This is a genomic window from Streptomyces sp. NPDC046985 (assembly GCF_040644415.1).
GTDB lineage: Bacteria > Actinomycetota > Actinomycetes > Streptomycetales > Streptomycetaceae > Streptomyces.
In genome coordinates, this window is the sequence record NZ_JBEYWK010000006.1 from 193,013 (window position 1) to 211,599 (window position 18,587).

Here is an 18,587-nt window from a genome sequence, read left to right on the forward strand (position 1 = left end):
CCCGCGCCTCACCCCCGGACGCGGGAACCGGACCCGCGCCCCCCGACGTCGTTCCCGCTGACGACTCGCGCTGCTTCGACCTGTCCGGGGACTCGCCCGCCACCGATGCCTCCTCCATGTTCCACACGCCCACTCGGCCGTACCGCTGTCGGAACCATGTACCAGTGTCCTGTGTACGGGCCAAACCCATGCGCTAGACGAGAACGACATATGTACCGGTTCCACTACGAAGAGGTCACGCACCCTCGACAGACCAATGTGAGAGGGGTCACCCTGTCATTCATCCACGCGGGGAGGCATGGATGGGCAGGAGCCGCAGAACACTTCCGGAAGAGCTTCTGCTGCTGGCACTGGACCCGACGACGGGTACCACTGCGCAGCCGCAGTCGCTCGACCTCGGTCTGGCCGGAGCGCAGCTAGTGGAGCTGGCGCTGGCCGGACGAATAGCCCCGGACGGGGATCGTATCGCCGTGGTGGCGCCACGGCCGACAGGAGATCCGACTCTGGACTGCGCGTTGGAGCTGCTGCGAAGGCGCGGCGCTCCGGTACGGGCCGTCCACTGGATCGGCGGGCCGCGTCTCGGGCTCCGCCAGACGTATCTCTCGCACTTGGAGCGGTGCGGCATGGTCGCCGCCGTGCCGGGCCAGATGTGCGGGGTGCTGCCGACCACTCGCTACCAGGCGACGGACACCGCCATCAGCCGCGAGATCAGGGCCCGGCTGGACTCCGCGATCCGCACCGGCGTGCCGCCGGATCCGCGGACCGCGGCGCTCGCCGCGCTCGCGCACGCGGTGGGGCTCGGCAAGCACCTGTACCCGGGCAACGAGGGGCGCTCGTCCCGTTCCCGGCTACGGGACTTGATCAGGCACGACCCCATGGGCGGCCTCGTGGCGCACGCCGTGATGGACGTGCAGAACGGTGCGGCGGCACCACCGCGCCGGCCCCCGGGGCCGGCGGGCCGACCGCCCGCCGCGGCCAGGTCGGCGCCCGCGCCGGAACCAGCCCGCGGCGTCCCGATGCAGCCGCACCACGGCTCCATGGCGTCTATGGCACGCGCAGCCGTCCACTGAGGCCCGCTGCGGCGGCCTGAGCCCGCTGGGGACGCTGGACCGCTCTGAGGCCGCGCACGGTCCCGGCCGCCAGCGGGGCAGTCGCCATACGGCGGCCCTCGCACCCGTAGCGCACGCCTGACGCACCATCCGGCCGCCGAGCGGCGGCGGACGCGCCCGTACGGGACAGCGGCCGCCGCCGGGCCCGGACGGGCGCCGCCGTCCCGGGCGCCGCGCCGCACATCGCATTTCGCACATAGCACGTCGCACCGCACGTCCCCGGGCCCGGTCCGGGCGCCGTCGGCAGGGCGGGGCGCCGAGAACCGCGTGGTCTCGGCGCCCCGCCCTGCCGTGCAGCGGGCGCGCGGCGCCGTGGACCCCGGCCAGCGCTGTGGCGGGACCGGTCAGCGCTGTGGCCGGAAAGGTGCGCTGCGAGCCGATAACCCTATCCGGTCACAGCGTCGGCGCCGCACATCCGGCGTTCGCCAGCGGCGGGAAGCACCTTGATGGCAGTCTGCCGAACAGCAGATACGTAGAAGTCGAGCCATGCAGGCGGAGGTGCGCGTTACGTGGCGTCCAATGTCAATCCCACTGTCAGGCGGCGCCGACTCGGCCAGGAGTTGCGCAGGCTCCGCGAGCTGAAGGGCATGACGGCCGAGGAGGTGGCGGAGCGGCTGCTGGTGTCGCAGTCGAAGATCAGCCGCCTGGAGAACGGCAGACGCAGCATCAGCCAGCGCGACGTGCGCGACCTGTGCGGGGTCTACGAGGTGGAGGACCACCGGATCGTCGACTCGCTGATGCAGATGGCCAAGGACTCGCGCCAGCAGGGCTGGTGGCACTCGTTCGGGGACATCCCCTACAGCGTCTACATCGGTCTGGAGACGGACGCCGCGAGTCTGCGCGTCTACGACCCGCAGGTCGTCCCCGGTCTGCTCCAGACGCGCCAGTACGCCGAGGCGCTGATCGCCGGCGCGCTGCCGGAGACGGCGCCCGCCGACGTCGACAAGCGCGTGCAGGTCCGGATGCGGCGGCAGGAGCGCATCAGCGCCGCCGAGAGCCCGCTGCGGCTGTGGACCGTGCTCGACGAGGCCGCGCTGCGCCGGGTGGTCGGCAACCGCTCGCTGATGCGGGACCAGTTGGAGCACCTGGTCGAGCAGTCCTGGCTCCCGCACGTCACCGTGCAGGTCATCCCCTTCGACCTGGGCGCCCATCCGGGTCTCAACGGCCAGTACGCCATCCTGGAGTTCCCCGACGCGGCCGACTCCAGCGTGGTCTACATCGAGGGCGTCACCAGCGACCTGTACCTGGAGAAGGCGAACGACGTGCAGAAGTACAGCGTGATGTACGAGCACCTGCGCGCGCAGGCCCTGAACGTGGAGCAGTCACGGCAGTTCATCACGGACATGTCGAAGCTCCACGAACGCTGAGAAGCGGGCACAGTACACCCCTGACTCAGGTACGGGCAAGAACAATCGGAATATGCCATACGGTCGAGTGAATGATCTCCTCAGCCTTCGGGCCGGGCGAGTAGCGTCGATCACGCCAATCGGGCCACAGCGTTGGCGCGAACCGCACGATGGTTTTCGGGGGAGAGCCTCGTGCGGTGAGGCAACTCAACCACTCCACTGGCAATCCGGAGCAGAAATGGCTATTCGTCAGGGCGCCACGAAGACGTGGACCAAGTCTTCGTACTCCACGGGCAACGGCGCATGCGTCGAGGTCAAGTCACCGTTGGTCGCGGCCATGGCGGTCCGGGACTCCAAGGTCCCCGAGGGCCCGTTGCTGGGCTTCCCCGCCGCCGCGTGGAACTCCTTCGTGGCCTCGATCAGGGCGTGAGCCGGAGGATCTCCGCGATCCTCCCTCCGGCGCAGCCATCGGCAGATCGACCACCGAATCCGACCGTCGCGTCCGGCCGCCCGGCCGGGCCCTCGAAAGCAGTGCAGCGGGTGCGCCCGACGCGTCAGGCGCCCCGCCCGTAGCCCCCTCGCCAGCTCGCCGACCTTGCCGAGGGGGCTCCGCGCTGCCCGCGCCACGCCCGCCCGGCGCGTCAGCCCGGTCTCGCGGGTCAGGCCCGTCCCGTGCGTGGGCCCGTCCCGTGCGTCAGCCCCGTCTCGCGGGTCAGGCCCGCCTCGTGCGTGGGCCCCGTCTCGTGCGTCAGCCCCGTCTCGCGGGTCAGGCCCGCCTCGTGCGTGGGCCCCGTCCCGTGCGTCAGCCCCGTCTCGCGGGTCAGGCCCGCCTCGTGCGTGGGCCCCGTCTCGTGCGTCAGCCCCGTCCCCGCGTCGGCGCCGGTGACGCCGCCCGGACCCCGCATCCCCGCTCCCGCCCCCTGCCGGCCGGTTCAGGCCCCGCGCGGGTACCTGGCCAGCCATCCCGGGGCCGACACGGCCGGTCCGTGCAGGGCGGGGCCCTGGGTCATCTCCATCGCGAAGTCGTCCGCGAGGACCAGCAGCGTGGGGCGGCCCTCCAATTCGGCCAGCCAGGACGGCGGGAGAGCCGTCTCCCCGTGCAGAGCGCCGAGCAGTCCTCCGGCGAGCGCGCCGGCCGCGGCCGAGGGGCCGCTCTGGTTCACCGCCAGGCACAGCCCGTGCCGCACGTCCTCGCCGACCAGCGCGCAGTACACGGCGGCGGCCAGCAGCGACTCCGCCGTCCCGTCCCCGGCCAGCTCCTCCACCCGCGCCGGGGAGGGCATGCCCTGCCGCACGGCGCCCAGCGCGCGCTGGAGGGCGTCCGAGACCGGCTGGTGGCCGGGCCGCGGGGCGAGCAGCGCCAGCGCCTTCTGCACCGCCCCGTCGAGTCCGTCCGCGCGGGCCAGCGCATGCACGATCACCGCGTACGCGCCGGCGGCGAGTCCGGCGGCCGGGCCGCCGTGGGTCTGCGCGGCGCACTCCACGGCGAGCTGCACGACCAGTTGCGGCTCCCAGCCGACGAGCAGCCCGAACGGCGCGGACCGGACGGCCGCCTCCGGACCCGGCTCCCCCGGGTTCTTGGGCGCCTCCAGGGTGCCCATGGTCTCGTCGGCGAAGCCCAGGAGCAGGGCGCGCGGAGCGTCGCGGCGGGCGTAGAGCCACTCCTCGCGGGCCAGCCACCCGTCGTCCGCGCGCCGTTCGTCCGGGCCCCAGTCCCGCTGGGTCGCGGCCCAGCGCAGATAGGCACGGTGCAGGTCGGTGGGCGGATGCCAGGCGCCGGCGTCGCGCCGCACCTGGGCGCGGATGAGGCCGTCGACGGAGAACATCGTGAGCTGGGTGAGGTGGGTGACGGCGCCGCGCCGCCCGTAGGCGGGCGCCAGGTCGGCGACGCCCTCGGGGCCGTGCGCCTCCTGGATCGCGTCGAGTGCCAGCCCGTCCACGGGCGCGCCGAGCGCGTCGCCGAGCGCCAGGCCCAGCAGCGTGCCCCGTACCCGGCTGCGGAAGTCCTGCTGCTCCTCACGCCCCCAGACGGCACCGGACGTCGTCCCCACCCAGACCTCCTCGCGGCGCCGCCCGCACGTACGACCCTCAGCACTGTAATCGAACACAGACGCTGTGGTCAGCGGCGGAGGTCGCTGCCGCGGCGGACGCGGGAGCGCGGGAAGGCGTGAGAGGCGGTACGGGGCAGGTGGTGCGGGAAGGCCGGGGCGCGGTGAGACGCGGACGGGCGTGGGGAGGTGCGGGGCGCGGTCAGGGGCCCTGGCAGGGCGCTTGGGTGCGGGCAGGGCGCTTGGGTGCGGGCACGCGTCGGCCGCGGCGGCTCCCCCTCGGCGCCGCCGCGGCCGTTCCCCCGTGTCCCCCGTGTCCCTTTGGTCCCCCCGTTTTCCCCGTTGTCCCCGTTCTCCCCCGGGTTCCTTCGGCCCCCGCCGACGACCGGCCGTCAGGCCTTTTCGTCGGTGATGTGGGTGTCGTGCGGCTTGACGGCGGCGCTGTCCGCCTTGACGTCCGTGATGTGGGTGTCCTGCGGCTTGACGACGCCGTGGTCCGCCTTGACGTCGGTGATGTGGGTGTCCTGGGGCTTGACGACGCCGCCGGACTTCTTCGCTTCGGACATGGGTGTTCAGCTCCTGTGGTTCCGTGGTGACGCCCGACCGGCGACTCCCCCGAGGGCCGCCGGACGGGCCGGCGCGGACCGGCGCCGTGAACGGCGGGTCCCGTACCGGCCGTCTGCCCCCCGACGCGACGGTGCGGTAGGACAAGAGTGCCGCGGCGGCATAAACGAATGATGAACGCCCCGGCCGCACGTCTCAGCAGACGGCCTCGGCGACGCCCGCCGGGGAGAGCAGCAGCCGGACCTCGGCCGCCTCGGCCGCCCCCGACTCCTCGTAGAGCGCCAGCGCGTCGCGCCAGCAGGCGCGGGCCCGGTCGACCTGTCCGGCCTGGTGAAGCGCGGTGCCGAGCAGCGTGAGGACGTTGCCGCGGCGCCAGTCGCCGCCGATGCCGCGCAGCAGGGCGAGGGACTGCTCCGCGAGGGCGGCGGACCGGGCCGGGCCGTCCTGGGCGAGCGCTGTCTCCGCGAGCCGGAAGACCGTCATGCCCTCCCACAGCCGCTGTCTGCTGTCCCGGAAGACGTCGAGCGCGACGGTGAACTGCGCCTTCGCATCGTCGAGTTCGCCCGACTGGGTCAGCGCGAGTCCGAGCGCGTAGCGTCCGTTCGCGCCGCGCAGCGTGTGGCCGAGGCGGTCGTAGACGGCGACGCCCTGCCGCGCCAGGTCGATGGCGCTCGCCGTGTCCCCCATGGCGAGGTGCGCGCGGGAGAGGTTGCACAGCGCGCTCGCCTCGCCCGCCAGGTTGCCGTCGACGCGGAAGCTGGCGATGGCCTGCTCCAGGAAGGCGGCGCCCTCGGCGTGCCGGCCCAGGTACACCGCGATCACACCGCAGTGGTTGGGGACCCAGCAGTCCAGGGCCGCGTCGTCGATGTCCGCCCCCAGCGACGCGGCCTGCGCGGCCTCCTCCTCGGCCTGCGCGAAACGGCCGGCGGCCAGGTGCGTCTCGGTGAGCGTGACGCGGGCCCTGGCCTGCGCGTGGGCGTCGCCGCGGGCCCGCGCGGCCTCGCGGGCCGCGGTCGCGGCCGCTCCGTAGCCGGGCGCGTTGGCGCCGGACTCGGCCAGGTCCTTCGCCGCCCACAGCAGATCCACCGCGCGCCGCAGGCCCCGGCCCGCCGCCGACTGGCTCACGCAGGCCAGCAGGCAGTCAGCCTCCGCGTACAGCCAGTCCCGCGCCGCGTGCCGGTCGCTGAACTGGATGCCCGGGAACGCGGTCGGCGCCAGGTGGTCCACCAGCCGGTCCCCGGGCCGTTCGATGGCGTACACGCCCGCGGCCGTGGCCAGGTAGAAGTCCAGCAGCCGGGACATCGCCGCGTCGCGTTCGCTCGGCGGGTGCTCGTCGCGTTCCGCGCAGGCGCGGGCGTAGAGGCGGACCAGGTCGTGGAAACGGTAACGGCCGGGGGCCGCCGACTCCAGCAGGGAGGTGTCGACCAGGGCTTCGAGCAGGTCCTCCGTGCGGTCGGCCGGACGGTCCAGGACGGCCGCGGCCGCCGCCAGGGAGACGTCGGGGCCGTCGGCGAGGCCGAGCAGCCGGAAGGCGCGCGCCTGCGCGGGCTCCAACTGGCCGTAGCCCAGCTCGAAGGTGGCCTTGACGGCGAGGTCGCCTGCCTGGAGTTCGTCGAGGCGGCGGCGTTCGTCGGCCAGCTTGCCCGCCAGGGCGGCGACCGTCCAGGTGCGGCGGGCGGCGAGGCGGGAGGCGGCGATGCGCAGCGCCAGCGGGAGGAAGCCGCAGGCGGCGACCACGTCCAGCGCGGCCTCGCGCTCGCCGCGCACCCGCTCCTCGCCCACGATCTTCGTGAACAGCGACAGCGCCTCGTCGGGGCTCATCACGTCCAGGTCGACCAGGTGCGCGCCCACCAGGTCCACCATGCGCACCCGGGAGGTGATCAGGGCCGCGCAGCCCTCGGTGCCCGGCAGCAGGGGTCTGACCTGGGCCGCGTCCCGCGCGTTGTCCAGCAGCACCAGGACCCGGCGGCCGTCCAGCACCGAGCGGTACAGGGCGGCGCGCTCCTCCAGGGAGTCCGGGATCGCGGAGTCGGCCGTGCCCAGGGCGCGCAGGAACGAGCCGAGGACCGTCTCCGGGTCGGCGGCGCGGTGGCCCGCGCCTTGCAGGTCCACGTACAACTGGCCGTCGGGGAAGGCGGTCCGCGCCTGGTGGGCCACGTGCACCGCCAGCGTCGTCTTGCCCACGCCGCCGATCCCCGCCAGCGCCGACACGGCCATCACCCGGCCCTCGGCCGACGCCAGCACCTCGCTCAGCTCGGCCACGAACGACGAGCGGCCGGTGAAGTCCGGCACGGTGGCCGGGAGTTGCGCGGGACGCACCGGGGGCGTGGACGGCTCCGGCGCAGGCGCCGACGGCTCCGCGAGCGCCGGGTCCGCCCGGAGGATGCGCTGCTGGAGGTCGCGCAGCGCCGGGCGCGGGTCCACGCCGAGTTCGTCGGCGAGCAGGCGGCGGGTGTCCGCGTACACCGCCAGCGCCTCGGCCTGACGGCCGCTGCGGTAGAGCGCGAGCATCAGCAGTTCGCGCAGGCGCTCGCGCAGCGGGCAGGCCGCGGTGAGGGCGGTCAGCTCCGACACCGCCTCCGCGTGGCAGCCCTGCTCCAGGTCCAGGTCCAGCCGGGACTCCAGCAGGCTGAGCCGCCACTCCTCCAGCCGGACGCGCTGCGCCTGCGCGTACGGGCCCGGGACGCCGGCCAGGGCCTCGCCGTCCCACAGGTCCAGCGCGCCGGCCAGCGCCTCCCGCGCCCGGCGCAGGTCCCCGGCGGCGCGCGCCTTCTCCGCCTCCGCGGCCAGCCGCTGCGCGTCCGCCAAGTCCACGGCGTCTTCGGCCAGTCCGCGCACCGCGTAGCCGCCCGACTCGCTGACCAGGACGCCCGGGTCGAGCACCTTGCGCAGCCGGGAGGCGTATGTGCGCACCGCGGCCAGCGCCTGCAAGGGCGGCTCCTCGCCCCACAGGGCGTCGATCAGCTCGGCGGCGGTGGCCGTGCGGCCCTTGCGCAGCAACAGCGCCGCGAACAGGGCGCGTTGCTGGGGGGAGCCGGTGTTCACCGGCGCCGGGCCGCGCCAGGCGCGCACCGGTCCGAGCACGCTGAAGCGCAGCGTCGCCGGTTCTCCGGGACCCCGCTGTCCAGGCACTCGCGGTACACCGTCCATCGCTGCCCCCTGGCCCCCCTGGCGAATCTTCCCTAACTGAGAGGCAAGTCTGCCTTGTTCGCGGCAGATGCGTCAGCTCGGGGAGACGCCGATCACAGGCCGCCCGGGGGCGTCACAGGGACTCCACATCCTCTCCGCACTCCCCTGGCGCGCGTTCCTACGGCCCGCGTTCCGGCCGGGCGGCCGGACGGCCGTCGCCGAGGAAGATCGGGTTGGTGAGGGCCGCCGCCACGCCCGGCACCGGTCCCGCAGCCGTCTCGTGCCGCAGCTCCGCCCGTACGTAGGCGGCGTGCGCCGGGGTGGTGCGCCACTCGACCTCGCCGGTTCCGGAGACCGGGAACGGGCCCGCGGTCAGCACGGCGCCCTGGTCGGTCACCAGCCGGGCCGTGCAGCGCGGCGCACCCGACGCCGTCAGGCGGACCGTCACCGGGGCGTCCTCGGGCGCCGCCAGCCGCTCGCCGATCCCCGCGGACAGGGGGGCGCCGTCGGCCGCGGTCGCCGTGGCGGTGAAGGCGAGGCTGACGCGAGCGGACTCGGCGATGTAGGAGCGGCCCGCGCGCAGGCCCGCGAGGATCGCCTCACGGGTCAGGTCGTCGGCGAGGACGACCGTCTGGGGCGCGCCGACCGCGTCCGGCGGCCGGTGAGCGTCGCTGTTCCCCATCGCGGGCAGCCAGTGGGGGGCGGGGCTTGTGCGGGCGGCGCCTCCGTGCCCGGCGCCTCCAAGGGCGGGGTCTCCAAGGGCGGGGTCTCCAAGGGCGGGGTCTCCAAGGGCGGGGTCTCCAAGGGCGCCGTGCCTACGGCCCTCGTCCTGGCGGCCGCCATCTCCCTGCCCGGCGTCTCCGAGGTCGCCGTCTCCTTGCCCGGCGTCTGCGCGGGCGGCGTCTCCATGGGCGCGGTGCCCACGGTCGTCATGGGCGCCGTGCCCACGGTCGTCATCCTGGCGCCCGCCGTCCCCGTGCCCGCCGTCTCCGCGGTCGCCGTCCCTCTGCCCGACGTCCCCGCGGTCGCCGTCCCCCCGCCCCGCGTGCTCGCGGTCGCCGTGGTCGTGCGCGGAGGTCGTCAGCAGGGCGTCCCAGGCGGCCAGGGCCGTCTCGTCGTCGGGGGTGAAGGGGCCGTTCCACACCTCCGCCGCGTCCGCCTGCGCGTACCCGAACTTCCAGGCGCAGCCGAGGCAGTCGGCGTACGGGTGGGCGGGGACGACCAGGCCGCCGGCGCTGCGGATCTCGCGGGCGACGGCGGCGAACCGGCCGTCGCGGGCGCGGTAGCGCCAGTCCGCGAAGGCGCCGGGGGCGGCGCCGACGACCAGGACGTGGCCGTTCCTCGTGGTCACCTCCTCGCCCAGCATGATCAGCAGGTCGTCGCCCGCGTGCTCGGCCCAATGCGCGTGGGAGGAGGTCGTGTTGTGGTCCGAGGAGTTGATGAAGTCCAGTCCCGCGGCCCGCGCCCCGGCCGCGATCTCGGCGGGGGCGCGGCGGCCGTCGGAGTGCACGGAGTGGAGGTGGCAGTCGCCCCGGTACCAGGCGCGGCCCCGCCCCTTCGCCCGGTCGGGCGGATAGACCGGGCGGGGCGCGCGGCCGGGCTCGCCGCGCGTGAGCGTGACGGCGACCTCGTACGCGAGTCCCCGGGGCGCCACGGTGTAGGGGGCGAGCGCGATGTGCCAGAGGCCCGCGCCGACCGGGCCGGGCAGGTAGCCGGGGGTCGCCTCGTCGGCGCGCACGAAGAACTCCGTGCGCGCCCCGCCCGACCAGCCCCGGAAGCCGCGCCCGCCGAACGCCGTGCCGCGCTCGTCGAAGAGGCCGACGTCCAGCGCGTTGCCCCGGGCGCCGGGCGGCGCCGACGGCCGGTCGTAGGCGTAGGAGACCGCGATCTCCCGTGTGCCGGGCGGGACTTCGACGGGCAGGTAGACGTAGTCAGGCGAGCCCGGCGGCAGCATCCCGCGGAGGACCCGGGTCCGGCGGACACCGCCCGCCGCCCCGTCGCCGCTGCCGCTGCCGCTGCCGCTCGCGATGGTCACGTCTTCTAACGTAAGCGGCGAGGCGGCGCGCGTCACGGCGGGCGGACGCCGTCGCCCGGGGGGCGGGGAGGCACAGCGGGCGGACGCCGTCACCGGGGGGCGAGGGCCCATGGGGGGGGCGGACGCCGTCGCGGCTGCCGGGGCGTGCCAGGGCGAACACGGACGCGAACCCGTACCCGCCCACCCCACGACGTGAGCAAGCGATACGAGCACGGAGACGCCGAGCGCCGGCCCGGACCCGTACGCCCCCCGGAGGCGCGGGCGCGTACGGGTCCACGGCAGATCGCAGCGCGGCCGGATCGAGACGTGGGAGCTGATCACCCCTCCGTATGCTCGGAGGATGACGACCTCCGCGGCTTCCGGAACCGGCCCCAGCGAGAACTCCCTGCGTCGCGCCCTCAAACGCGCCCGTGACGGCGTGGCCCTGGACGTCGCCGAGGCGGCGGTGCTGCTCCAGGCGCGCGGCGGGCATCTGGACGACCTCGCCGCCTCGGCCGCCCGGGTGCGGGACGCCGGGCTCGAGGCCGCCGGGCGGCCCGGCGTCATCACCTACTCCAAGAGCGTCTTCATCCCGCTGACCCGGCTGTGCCGGGACAAGTGCCACTACTGCACGTTCGTCACCGTCCCGGGCCGGCTGCGCAGGGACGGTCACGGGATGTTCATGTCGCCGGACGAGGTGCTGGACGTCGCCCGCCGGGGCGCCGAACTCGGCTGCAAGGAAGCCCTGATCACGCTCGGCGACAAGCCCGAGGACCGGTGGCCCGAGGCGCGCGAGTGGCTGGACGCGCACGGGTACGACGACACCCTCGCCTACGTGCGGGCCGTCTCGATCCTCATCCTGGAGGAGACCGGGCTGCTGCCCCACCTCAACCCGGGCGTGATGTCCTGGACCGACTTCCAGCGGCTCAAGCCGGTCGCCCCCTCCATGGGGATGATGCTGGAGACCACCGCTGCCCGGCTGTGGTCCGAGCCCGGCGGCCCCCATTACGGCTCCCCGGACAAGGATCCCGCCGTGCGGCTGCGGGTCCTTGAGGACGCCGGCCGCTCCTCCGTGCCGTTCACCTCCGGCCTGCTGATCGGCATCGGGGAGACCTACGAGGAGCGCGCGGAGTCCCTGTTCGCGCTGCGGAAGGTCGCCCGCGCCTACCACGGCGTTCAGGAGCTGATCATCCAGAACTTCCGCGCCAAGCCGGACACGGCGATGCGCGGCATGCCGGACGCCGAGCTGGACGACCTGGTGGCGACGGTCGCCGTGGCCCGGCTCCTGATGGGTCCGGCCGCCTGTCTCCAGGCGCCGCCCAACCTGGTGGACGCGGAGCACGGGCGGCTCATCGGCGCGGGCGTCGACGACTGGGGCGGCGTCTCGCCGCTCACCATCGACCACGTCAACCCCGAGCGCCCCTGGCCGCAGATCGAGGTGCTGCGCGAGCGCTCCGCCGCCGCGGGCTTCGAGCTGCGCGAACGGCTGTGCGTCTACCCGGAGTTCGTCAGCCGGGGCGAGCCGTGGCTGGACCCGCGGCTGCTGCCGCACGTGCGGGCGCTGGCCGACCCGGAGACCGGCCTGGCGCGCGAGGACGCCGTGGTCGAGGGCCGGCCCTGGCAGGAGCCGGACGAGGGCTTCACCGCCTCCGGCCGCACCGATCTGCACCGCACCGTCGACACCGAGGGCCGCACCGCCGACCGCCGGGACGACTTCGACGAGGTCTACGGCGACTGGGACGCCCTGCGCGAGGCGGCCGTCCCCGGCATGGCGCCCGAGCGGATCGACGCCGACGTGCGGCAGGCGCTGCGCACGGCCGCCGACGACCCGACCCGGCTGACGGACGCGGAGGCGCTGGCGCTGCTGCACGCGGACGGCCCCGCGCTGGACGCGCTGTGCCGGATCGCCGACGGCGTGCGCCAGGCGGCGGCGGGCGAGGAGGTGACGTACATCGTCACCCGGAACATCAACTTCACCAACGTCTGCTACACCGGCTGCCGTTTCTGCGCCTTCGCCCAGCGCCGCACGGACGCCGACGCCTACACCCTGTCGCTGGAGCAGGTGGCGGACCGCGCGCGGCAGGCGTGGGACGTGGGCGCGGTGGAGGTGTGCATGCAGGGCGGCATCCACCCGGACCTGCCCGGCACGGCGTACTTCGACCTCGTCAGGGCGGTCAAGGAGCGCGTCCCCGGCATGCACGTGCACGCCTTCTCGCCGATGGAGGTGGTCAACGGCGCGACGCGCACCGGGATGTCCGTGCGCGAGTGGCTGACGGCGGCCAAGGAGGCGGGCCTGGACACCATTCCGGGCACGGCGGCGGAGATCCTGGACGACGAGGTCCGCTGGGTGCTGACCAAGGGCAAGCTGCCGGCGGCGACCTGGATCGAGGTGGTGACCACCGCGCACGAGCTGGGCATCAGGTCGTCGTCGACGATGATGTACGGCCACGTCGACCAGCCCCGGCACTGGCTCGGCCACCTGCGCACCCTGGCCCGCGTGCAGCAGGAGACCGGCGGCTTCACCGAGTTCGTGACGCTGCCGTTCGTGCACACCAACGCCCCGGTGTACCTGGCGGGGATCGCCCGGCCCGGCCCGACCGCGCGGGACAACCGGGCGGTGACGGCGATGGCCCGGCTGCTGCTGCATCCGTGGATCCCGAACATCCAGACGAGCTGGGTGAAGCTGGGCGCGGAGGGGGCGGCGGAGATGCTCCGCTCGGGCGCCAACGACCTGGGCGGCACGCTGATGGAGGAGACCATCTCGCGGATGGCGGGCTCGTCGTACGGGTCGTACAAGTCGGTCGAGGACCTGGTCGCGGTCGCGGCGGCCGCCGGGCGCCCGGCGAGGCCGCGCACCACGCTCTACGGCGAGGTCCCGCAGGAGCGGCAGCGCGCGGCCGCGGCGTCGGACGGCCGCCTGCCGGAGCTGCTGCCGGTGCTGGACTGACCGGGACGGGAGGAACCGGGCAGGACCCGGGCAGGACCCGGGCCGGGGCCGGGGTCGCCGAGGGCGCGTGGCGGAGGCCGGGGTGGCTGAGGGCGCTTGGCGGAGGCCGGGGTGGCCGAGGGCCTGCGACGGACGCCGGGAGGGAGGGCCGGGGGCGTGCGACGGAGGCCCGGAACCCAGGCTGGGGCGGGACCAGCGGCGACCCACAGTACGATGATCCGACCCTCCATGGGGCCAGCAACTGAGTAGCCGAGGAGATACGTGCCGTGCCTGCCCGAATACCTTCGTGGGCCTGGGTCAGCGGCCTGACCGCCGCGGCGGTCGTCGCGGTCGGGGTGCTGGCGGCGAAGGCGGACCAGGGTCCGCACCCCACGGCCGGCCGCCCGGCCGCGTCCGCCTCGGCGAGCGCCCGCCCCTCCGCGGCGCCGAAGCCGCCCGCGCCGCCGGCCGTCCCGGCGGGCTCGGGCACGGGCCGGCGGATCGTCTACTCGCTCGGGCAGAAGCGCGTCTGGCTGGTCGACGCGAGCGAGAAGCCGTCCCGGATCCTCCCGGTGTGGCCGGGCACGGTGAACCCCGATCCGGGCGCCTACAAGGTCTCCCTGCGCCGCCGGTCGACCACCGGGTCGGACGGCGTCGCGATCGAGCACATCGTCTACTTCGCCGCCAAGTCCGGCCACTCCGTGGCCTTCTCCAACGCCCTGGACGGCGCCTCGCCGCCGCCCGCCGCCGGGAAGCAGACGGGCGGCATCCGGATGGCGGCGGCGGACGGCGCGGCCCTGTGGGCGTTCACGTCCGCCCCGACCACGGTGACGGTGGTGAACTGAGCTTGGGCTGACGCTGCGTCGGAACTGACGTAGCGTCACTATTAACGGAGACGCCGCCCCTCCCCAGGAAGCGCACCGTCACGTCGAAGGTCGCCTCGCGGCTGTCGGGGTGGGAGACCTCGGCGGTCGGGTGCCGCGGCGGTCACGGCAGGCCACCGGCGGGCCGCCCCGAAGACCGACGGCCGCCGTCCGCGCCCTTCCGTGAACCCGCGCGGCGGCCGTCACCCTTCACGCGCCGACCCCGCCGCGCGCCTGGCCTGAGCGATGCGCGCAGCCGGTCTCACGCGCCGCGAGCCCGGCGCCGCGCACCGCGCCGGTCTCAGGACGTGCGGGCCGTCCCCGTCCCCTTCTCCGCGTCCAGGGCGTACACGCAGCGGTCCTTGCTGCACGCGTACACCACGCCGTCCCGGACCGCCGGGGAGCCGGTGATCTCGCCGCCGGTCGCCAGCTTCCAGCGCAGGCGGCCGTCGTCGGCCTTGAGGGTGTACAGCAGGTGGTCGGTGGAGCCGAAGTGGATGCGGCCCTCGGCGACCGCCGGGGCGCCGACGATCTCGCCGCCCGCCTGGAAGCGCCACTTGGGCGTTCCGGTCACCGCGTCCAGGGTGTACAGGCCCTTGCCGCTGCCCACGTGCACGTGTCCGGCGGCGACCAGCACCGGGTCGGTCGAGGCGCGGGCCTCGGTGGCGATGCGCCAGCGGTCGCGGCCGTCGGCGGCGTCCAGGGCGTAGACGGTGCCGAGGTAGTCGGCCAGGTACACGCCGCCGCCGGTCACCGCCGGTCCCGGGGCGAAGGCGGGCGGGCACAGGAAGACCGCGGGCGCCTCGAAGTGCCAGCGGACCCGGCCGCCGGCCGCGTCCACGGCGAGTACGCGGGCGCCGGCGCAGACGTAGACGAAGCCGTCGGGCGCCGGGGCGATGCGGACCGGGACGCCGCCGCAGGAGGCCGCGTCGCCGACGGGGTACGACCAGCGCTCCTCGCCGGTGCGGGCGTCCAGCGCGCGCAGCCGGGCGTCCTGCCAGACGTAGACCGTGCCGTCGTGCAGGGCGGGGCCGGCCTCGGCGGACTCGAAGTCGCTCTGGCAGCCGGTCAGCTCCCACAGCTTCTGGCCGCCGGCGGCCTCCCACGCCTGGACGCCGCCGCCCCGGGTGCCGGTGACGACCGTGCCCCGGTCCGCCGCGAGCGAGTACACCCAGCCGTCGGTCTGGACCCGCCACAGGTCGGCGCCCTCGCGGGCGTCCAGGGCGAACAGCGTGGGCCCGTCGGAGGCGTGCACCCTGCCGTCGGAGACCGCCGTCGACCAGGCGACGTCCCGTGTCTTGAAGCGGCGGCGGCCGGTCGCCACGTCCAGGGCGTGCACCTCGAAGGAGGTGACGTAGACCAGGTCGCCCGCGACGGACGGGGTGCCCCAGACGTCGTTGGACATGCGGAAGCGCCAGGGGCGCCAGCCGCCCGCGGTCTCCGGGAGCGGCGCCGGGGCCGGGTCGGCGCCGTTCGCGCCGGGTCGGGCGCTGTGGCGCCGGGTCCACGAGGCGGCGAGGCCCGCCTCCGGCGGCGGCGCCTTGACGGCGGCGGCGCGCGCGTCGGCCACCCGCGGGCCGGGCCCGATCGGCATCTGGGCGCCGGCCAGCCGGACCGGACCGGAGTCGGGGCCGCCGAGCGGGGCCGGGACGCCGGGCCGGGGCGGGACCGGCGGGGCGGGCGGGATCACCGGGTCGTGCGCGGGCGGGGGCGGCGCCGGCGGCCGGGCGACGCTGCGCGGACCGGGCGCGGCCCGCGGCGGGACGGGCCGCCCGCCGCGGCGGGACTCGATGAGGCTCACCGCCTGCTCGGGCAGCCAGGCGGAGGCCGTGCCGCTGTCGTCGGTGCCGGAGCCGAACAGGTGCGGGGCGAGCTGGGCTTGGAGGTCGGCCGGGGAGGGCCGGCCGGCGGCCTCCATCTTCATGCAGGACTCGATGAGCGGGCGCAGCTCGTCGGGGAGCCCTTCGACGTCGGGTCCCTCGCGCAGCAGCATGAAGACCGTCTCGACCGGGTTGGCGCCGTGGTATGGCGCATGGCCGGTGGCCGCGAAGACGAGGGTGGAGCCGAGCGAGAAGACGTCGCTGGCGCCGGTGACGCTACGCGAGTCCTTGGCCTGCTCGGGCGACATGTAGGCGGGGGTGCCGACGGCGACGTTGGTCATGGTCAGCCGGGTGTTGGACACACCGGAGGCGATCCCGAAGTCGATCACCCGCGGGCCGTCCTCGACCACGAGCACGTTGGACGGCTTGAGGTCCCGGTGCACCAGCCCGGCGCCGTGGATGGACTGGAGCGCCTCGGCCACGCCCGCCGCCAGCCAGCGCACCGCCTGGGCCGGGAGCGGACCGCACTCGGTCACTATCTCCTCCAGGGAGGGCGCGGGCACGTAGGCGGTGGCCAGCCAGGGCACGGCGGCGCGCGGGTCGGCGTCGACGACCGCGGCCGTGTAGAACCCGGAGACCGCCCGCGCCGCCTCGACCTCGCGGGTGAAGCGGACCCGGAAGAGCTGGTCCTCGGCCAGCTCGGTGCGGACCGTCTTGATCGCCACCCGGCGGCCGGACGCCGAGCGCGCGAGATAGACCAGCCCCATGCCGCCGGCGCCCAGCCGTCCCAGCACCTCGAACGGCCCGATCCGCCGCGGATCGTGCTGCGTAAGCTGCCCCACCACTTGCCTGCCACCTCCCCGTACGAGCCGCGCCGCCTTCGTGTGCACGCGGCCCCCGTGCAGCGTCTCACCACCGCACCGCCGCGGCGGTGCGCACCCCGATTCTTCCTGGCCGAAGCGCTGGTGGCGAACCCGGCGACGAATCGGTGCGTCCCGCCGCAAATCCTCCGCGGATCGGCTAAGCGCCCGCCGTCCACCGGCCATGAGCGCCCCTTCCGCGCCGCGCGGAGGGGCGCCGTCAGCGTTGCTGGAGGGCGAAGGACGCCCCCTGGTCGTCGGCGACGACGGCCACGGTCCCGTAGGACGTCTCGAAGGGCGCCGCCCGCACCCGGCCGCCGAGCCGGTCGACGACCGCCAGCGCGTCCGGGAGGTCGGCGACGCGGAAGTGGACGAGGAAGTGGGGCGGCATCCCGGCGTCGAAGACCTCCGAGACGGCGGCCCGGCCGAAGTCGGGGCGGGCGCCGGGGCCGAACAGGGCCTCGTGGAACAGGGCGCCGTAGAAGGCGTTGGCGGTCTCGGTGTCGCGGGCGTAGAGCTGGACCCAGCCGAAGGCGCCCGGCCGGTGCCGCAGGCCGAAGCCCTGGTGCAGCCCCGGCTGCCACAGGCCGAAGACGGCGCCCTGCGGGTCGGCGGCGAGCAGGAAGGCGCCGTAGGGGCCTACGCGACGGGCTTCGCCGAGGATCTGGCCGCCCCGCTCCCGGACCCGTGCGGACAGCGCGCGGGCGTCCGGGGCGGAGAAGTACACCGTCCACTCGGTGGGCATCCGGCCGTCCGCCTTCCGCGTGAGCGCGGCGACGGGCTTCCCCTCCAGGCGGGCCAGCACGGAGCCGCCGTACTCCCGCTTCTCCTCGAAGGACCACCCGAAGAGCTCACCGTAGAAACGCTTGCCCGCCTCGACGTCGGGAAGCTGCGCGTCCGTCCAGCAGGGGACGCCCTCTGTGTACGCGGATGCCCTGTTTTCGGCCATGTGATCAACGTAGTCGCGTCTCCCACGGCCCGCAGACCAGGCACACCACCCTCCGAACGCTCCCGCACCCCATTTGCAGTCGGCCGAATCGCGCTCTCACACCCCCTCGGTAAGCTGACGACATGACAGGACAAGTGCGTACCGTCGACGGCCGCGTGGCCGGACGGCGTGGGCAGGCGACCCGGCAGAAGCTGCTCGACTGCCTCAGCGAGATGCTCAGCTCCTCCCCCTACCGGGACGTCAAGGTCATCGACGTCGCCCGGAAGGCGGGGACTTCGCCCGCGACCTTCTATCAGTACTTTCCGGACGTCGAAGGCGCCGTTCTGGAGATCGCAGAGCAAATGGCCGCGGAGAGCGCCGGCTTGACCGATCTGGTCGAGGGCCGCTCCTGGGTCGGCAAGGCCGGCTGGCAGACGTCGCAGGAACTCGTGGACGGGTTCATGGACTTCTGGCGGCGCAACGACGCCATCCTGCGCGTGATCGACCTCGGCGCGGCCGAGGGCGACAAGCGCTTCTACAAGATCCGTATGAAGATCCTTAACTCTGTGAACAGCTCCCTCGCGGATTCGGTCGCCGAACTCCAGTCCAAGGGAAAGATCGACAAGGAGGTGAACCCCGCCGCCATCGCCGGTTCGCTGGTCACGATGCTCGCGGCGGTCGCCTCCCACCAGAAGGGGTTCACCTCCTGGGGCGTGAAGCAGGCCGAACTCAAGCCTAATCTGGCGCTGTTGGTGCACCTGGCGATGACCGGGAAGAAGCCTGCGCGGTAGCGGAACACTCCGGCCCGCGACGCGCTCGACGCGGTCCTGGCCGGCAAGTCCTGTCAGACAGGCGGCGGTCCACCCGGGTGGACCGCCGCCTGTCGCGCTGTCCGGCGCGGTGCGCCCGGCCCGGCCGGAACGGGGACGGACGCGGGCAGGGGTGCGGACGCGGGTACGGGGAGGCCGCCGTCGGCGCGC

Annotated in this window: 13 protein-coding genes; 6 read left to right on the forward strand and 7 right to left on the reverse strand. The window is 74.8% G+C overall.

Features of this window, described 5'->3' with window-relative positions:
• Window positions 1–302 precede the first annotated feature (302 nt).
• The 3 genes from ABZ861_RS10105 to ABZ861_RS10115 all read left to right on the forward strand — a co-directional run bounded on the left by ABZ861_RS10105 (window position 303) and on the right by ABZ861_RS10115 (window position 2,885).
• Window positions 303–1,070: a GPP34 family phosphoprotein gene (locus tag ABZ861_RS10105; RefSeq protein ID WP_361626670.1), complete on the forward strand. Its 768-nt coding sequence runs from the start codon at window positions 303–305 to the stop codon at window positions 1,068–1,070.
• A gap of 548 nt (window positions 1,071–1,618) precedes the next feature.
• Complete coding sequence (locus ABZ861_RS10110) at window positions 1,619–2,476, forward strand: helix-turn-helix transcriptional regulator (protein ID WP_361626673.1); 858 nt, start codon at window positions 1,619–1,621, stop codon at window positions 2,474–2,476.
• A 217-nt stretch (window positions 2,477–2,693) separates the two neighbouring features.
• A complete protein-coding gene (locus ABZ861_RS10115) occupies window positions 2,694–2,885 on the forward strand; it encodes a DUF397 domain-containing protein (RefSeq protein WP_361626676.1) in 192 nt (63 codons plus the stop codon).
• 229 nt (window positions 2,886–3,114) lie between these two features.
• Here the strand turns inward: ABZ861_RS10115 and ABZ861_RS10120 are convergent, their stop codons facing one another.
• The 5 genes from ABZ861_RS10120 to ABZ861_RS10140 all read right to left on the reverse strand — a co-directional run bounded on the left by ABZ861_RS10120 (window position 3,115) and on the right by ABZ861_RS10140 (window position 10,231).
• On the reverse strand, window positions 3,115–3,360 hold the full coding sequence (locus ABZ861_RS10120; RefSeq protein WP_361626679.1) for a hypothetical protein: 246 nt from the start codon (window positions 3,358–3,360) through the stop codon (window positions 3,115–3,117).
• Between the two features lie 27 nt (window positions 3,361–3,387).
• Window positions 3,388–4,506: an ADP-ribosylglycohydrolase family protein gene (locus tag ABZ861_RS10125; RefSeq protein ID WP_361626682.1), complete on the reverse strand. Its 1,119-nt coding sequence runs from the start codon at window positions 4,504–4,506 to the stop codon at window positions 3,388–3,390.
• 389 nt (window positions 4,507–4,895) lie between these two features.
• Complete coding sequence (locus ABZ861_RS10130) at window positions 4,896–5,069, reverse strand: hypothetical protein (protein WP_361626685.1); 174 nt, start codon at window positions 5,067–5,069, stop codon at window positions 4,896–4,898.
• 193 nt (window positions 5,070–5,262) lie between these two features.
• A complete protein-coding gene (locus tag ABZ861_RS10135; protein WP_361626687.1) occupies window positions 5,263–8,217 on the reverse strand; it encodes a BTAD domain-containing putative transcriptional regulator in 2,955 nt (984 codons plus the stop codon).
• 157 nt (window positions 8,218–8,374) lie between these two features.
• A complete protein-coding gene (locus ABZ861_RS10140; RefSeq protein ID WP_361626690.1) occupies window positions 8,375–10,231 on the reverse strand; it encodes a CehA/McbA family metallohydrolase in 1,857 nt (618 codons plus the stop codon).
• Window positions 10,232–10,571: 340 nt separating this feature from the next.
• Here ABZ861_RS10140 and ABZ861_RS10145 point away from each other — a divergent pair, with 340 nt between their 5' ends.
• Both ABZ861_RS10145 and ABZ861_RS10150 read left to right on the forward strand, forming a co-directional pair.
• The gene (locus ABZ861_RS10145; protein WP_361626693.1) at window positions 10,572–13,157 is read left to right on the forward strand and encodes a bifunctional FO biosynthesis protein CofGH; all 2,586 of its coding nucleotides are present in this window, start codon (window positions 10,572–10,574) and stop codon (window positions 13,155–13,157) included.
• Between the two features lie 266 nt (window positions 13,158–13,423).
• On the forward strand, window positions 13,424–13,981 hold the full coding sequence (locus tag ABZ861_RS10150; protein WP_361626696.1) for a hypothetical protein: 558 nt from the start codon (window positions 13,424–13,426) through the stop codon (window positions 13,979–13,981).
• 319 nt (window positions 13,982–14,300) lie between these two features.
• Here the strand turns inward: ABZ861_RS10150 and ABZ861_RS10155 are convergent, their stop codons facing one another.
• Together ABZ861_RS10155 and ABZ861_RS10160 are read right to left on the reverse strand one after the other, a co-directional pair.
• On the reverse strand, window positions 14,301–16,664 hold the full coding sequence (locus ABZ861_RS10155; RefSeq protein WP_361626699.1) for a serine/threonine-protein kinase: 2,364 nt from the start codon (window positions 16,662–16,664) through the stop codon (window positions 14,301–14,303).
• A gap of 235 nt (window positions 16,665–16,899) precedes the next feature.
• Complete coding sequence (locus ABZ861_RS10160; protein WP_361626702.1) at window positions 16,900–17,628, reverse strand: VOC family protein; 729 nt, start codon at window positions 17,626–17,628, stop codon at window positions 16,900–16,902.
• A 134-nt stretch (window positions 17,629–17,762) separates the two neighbouring features.
• Here ABZ861_RS10160 and ABZ861_RS10165 point away from each other — a divergent pair, with 134 nt between their 5' ends.
• Complete coding sequence (locus ABZ861_RS10165; RefSeq protein WP_361627031.1) at window positions 17,763–18,398, forward strand: TetR family transcriptional regulator; 636 nt, start codon at window positions 17,763–17,765, stop codon at window positions 18,396–18,398.
• Window positions 18,399–18,587: the final 189 nt, after the last annotated feature.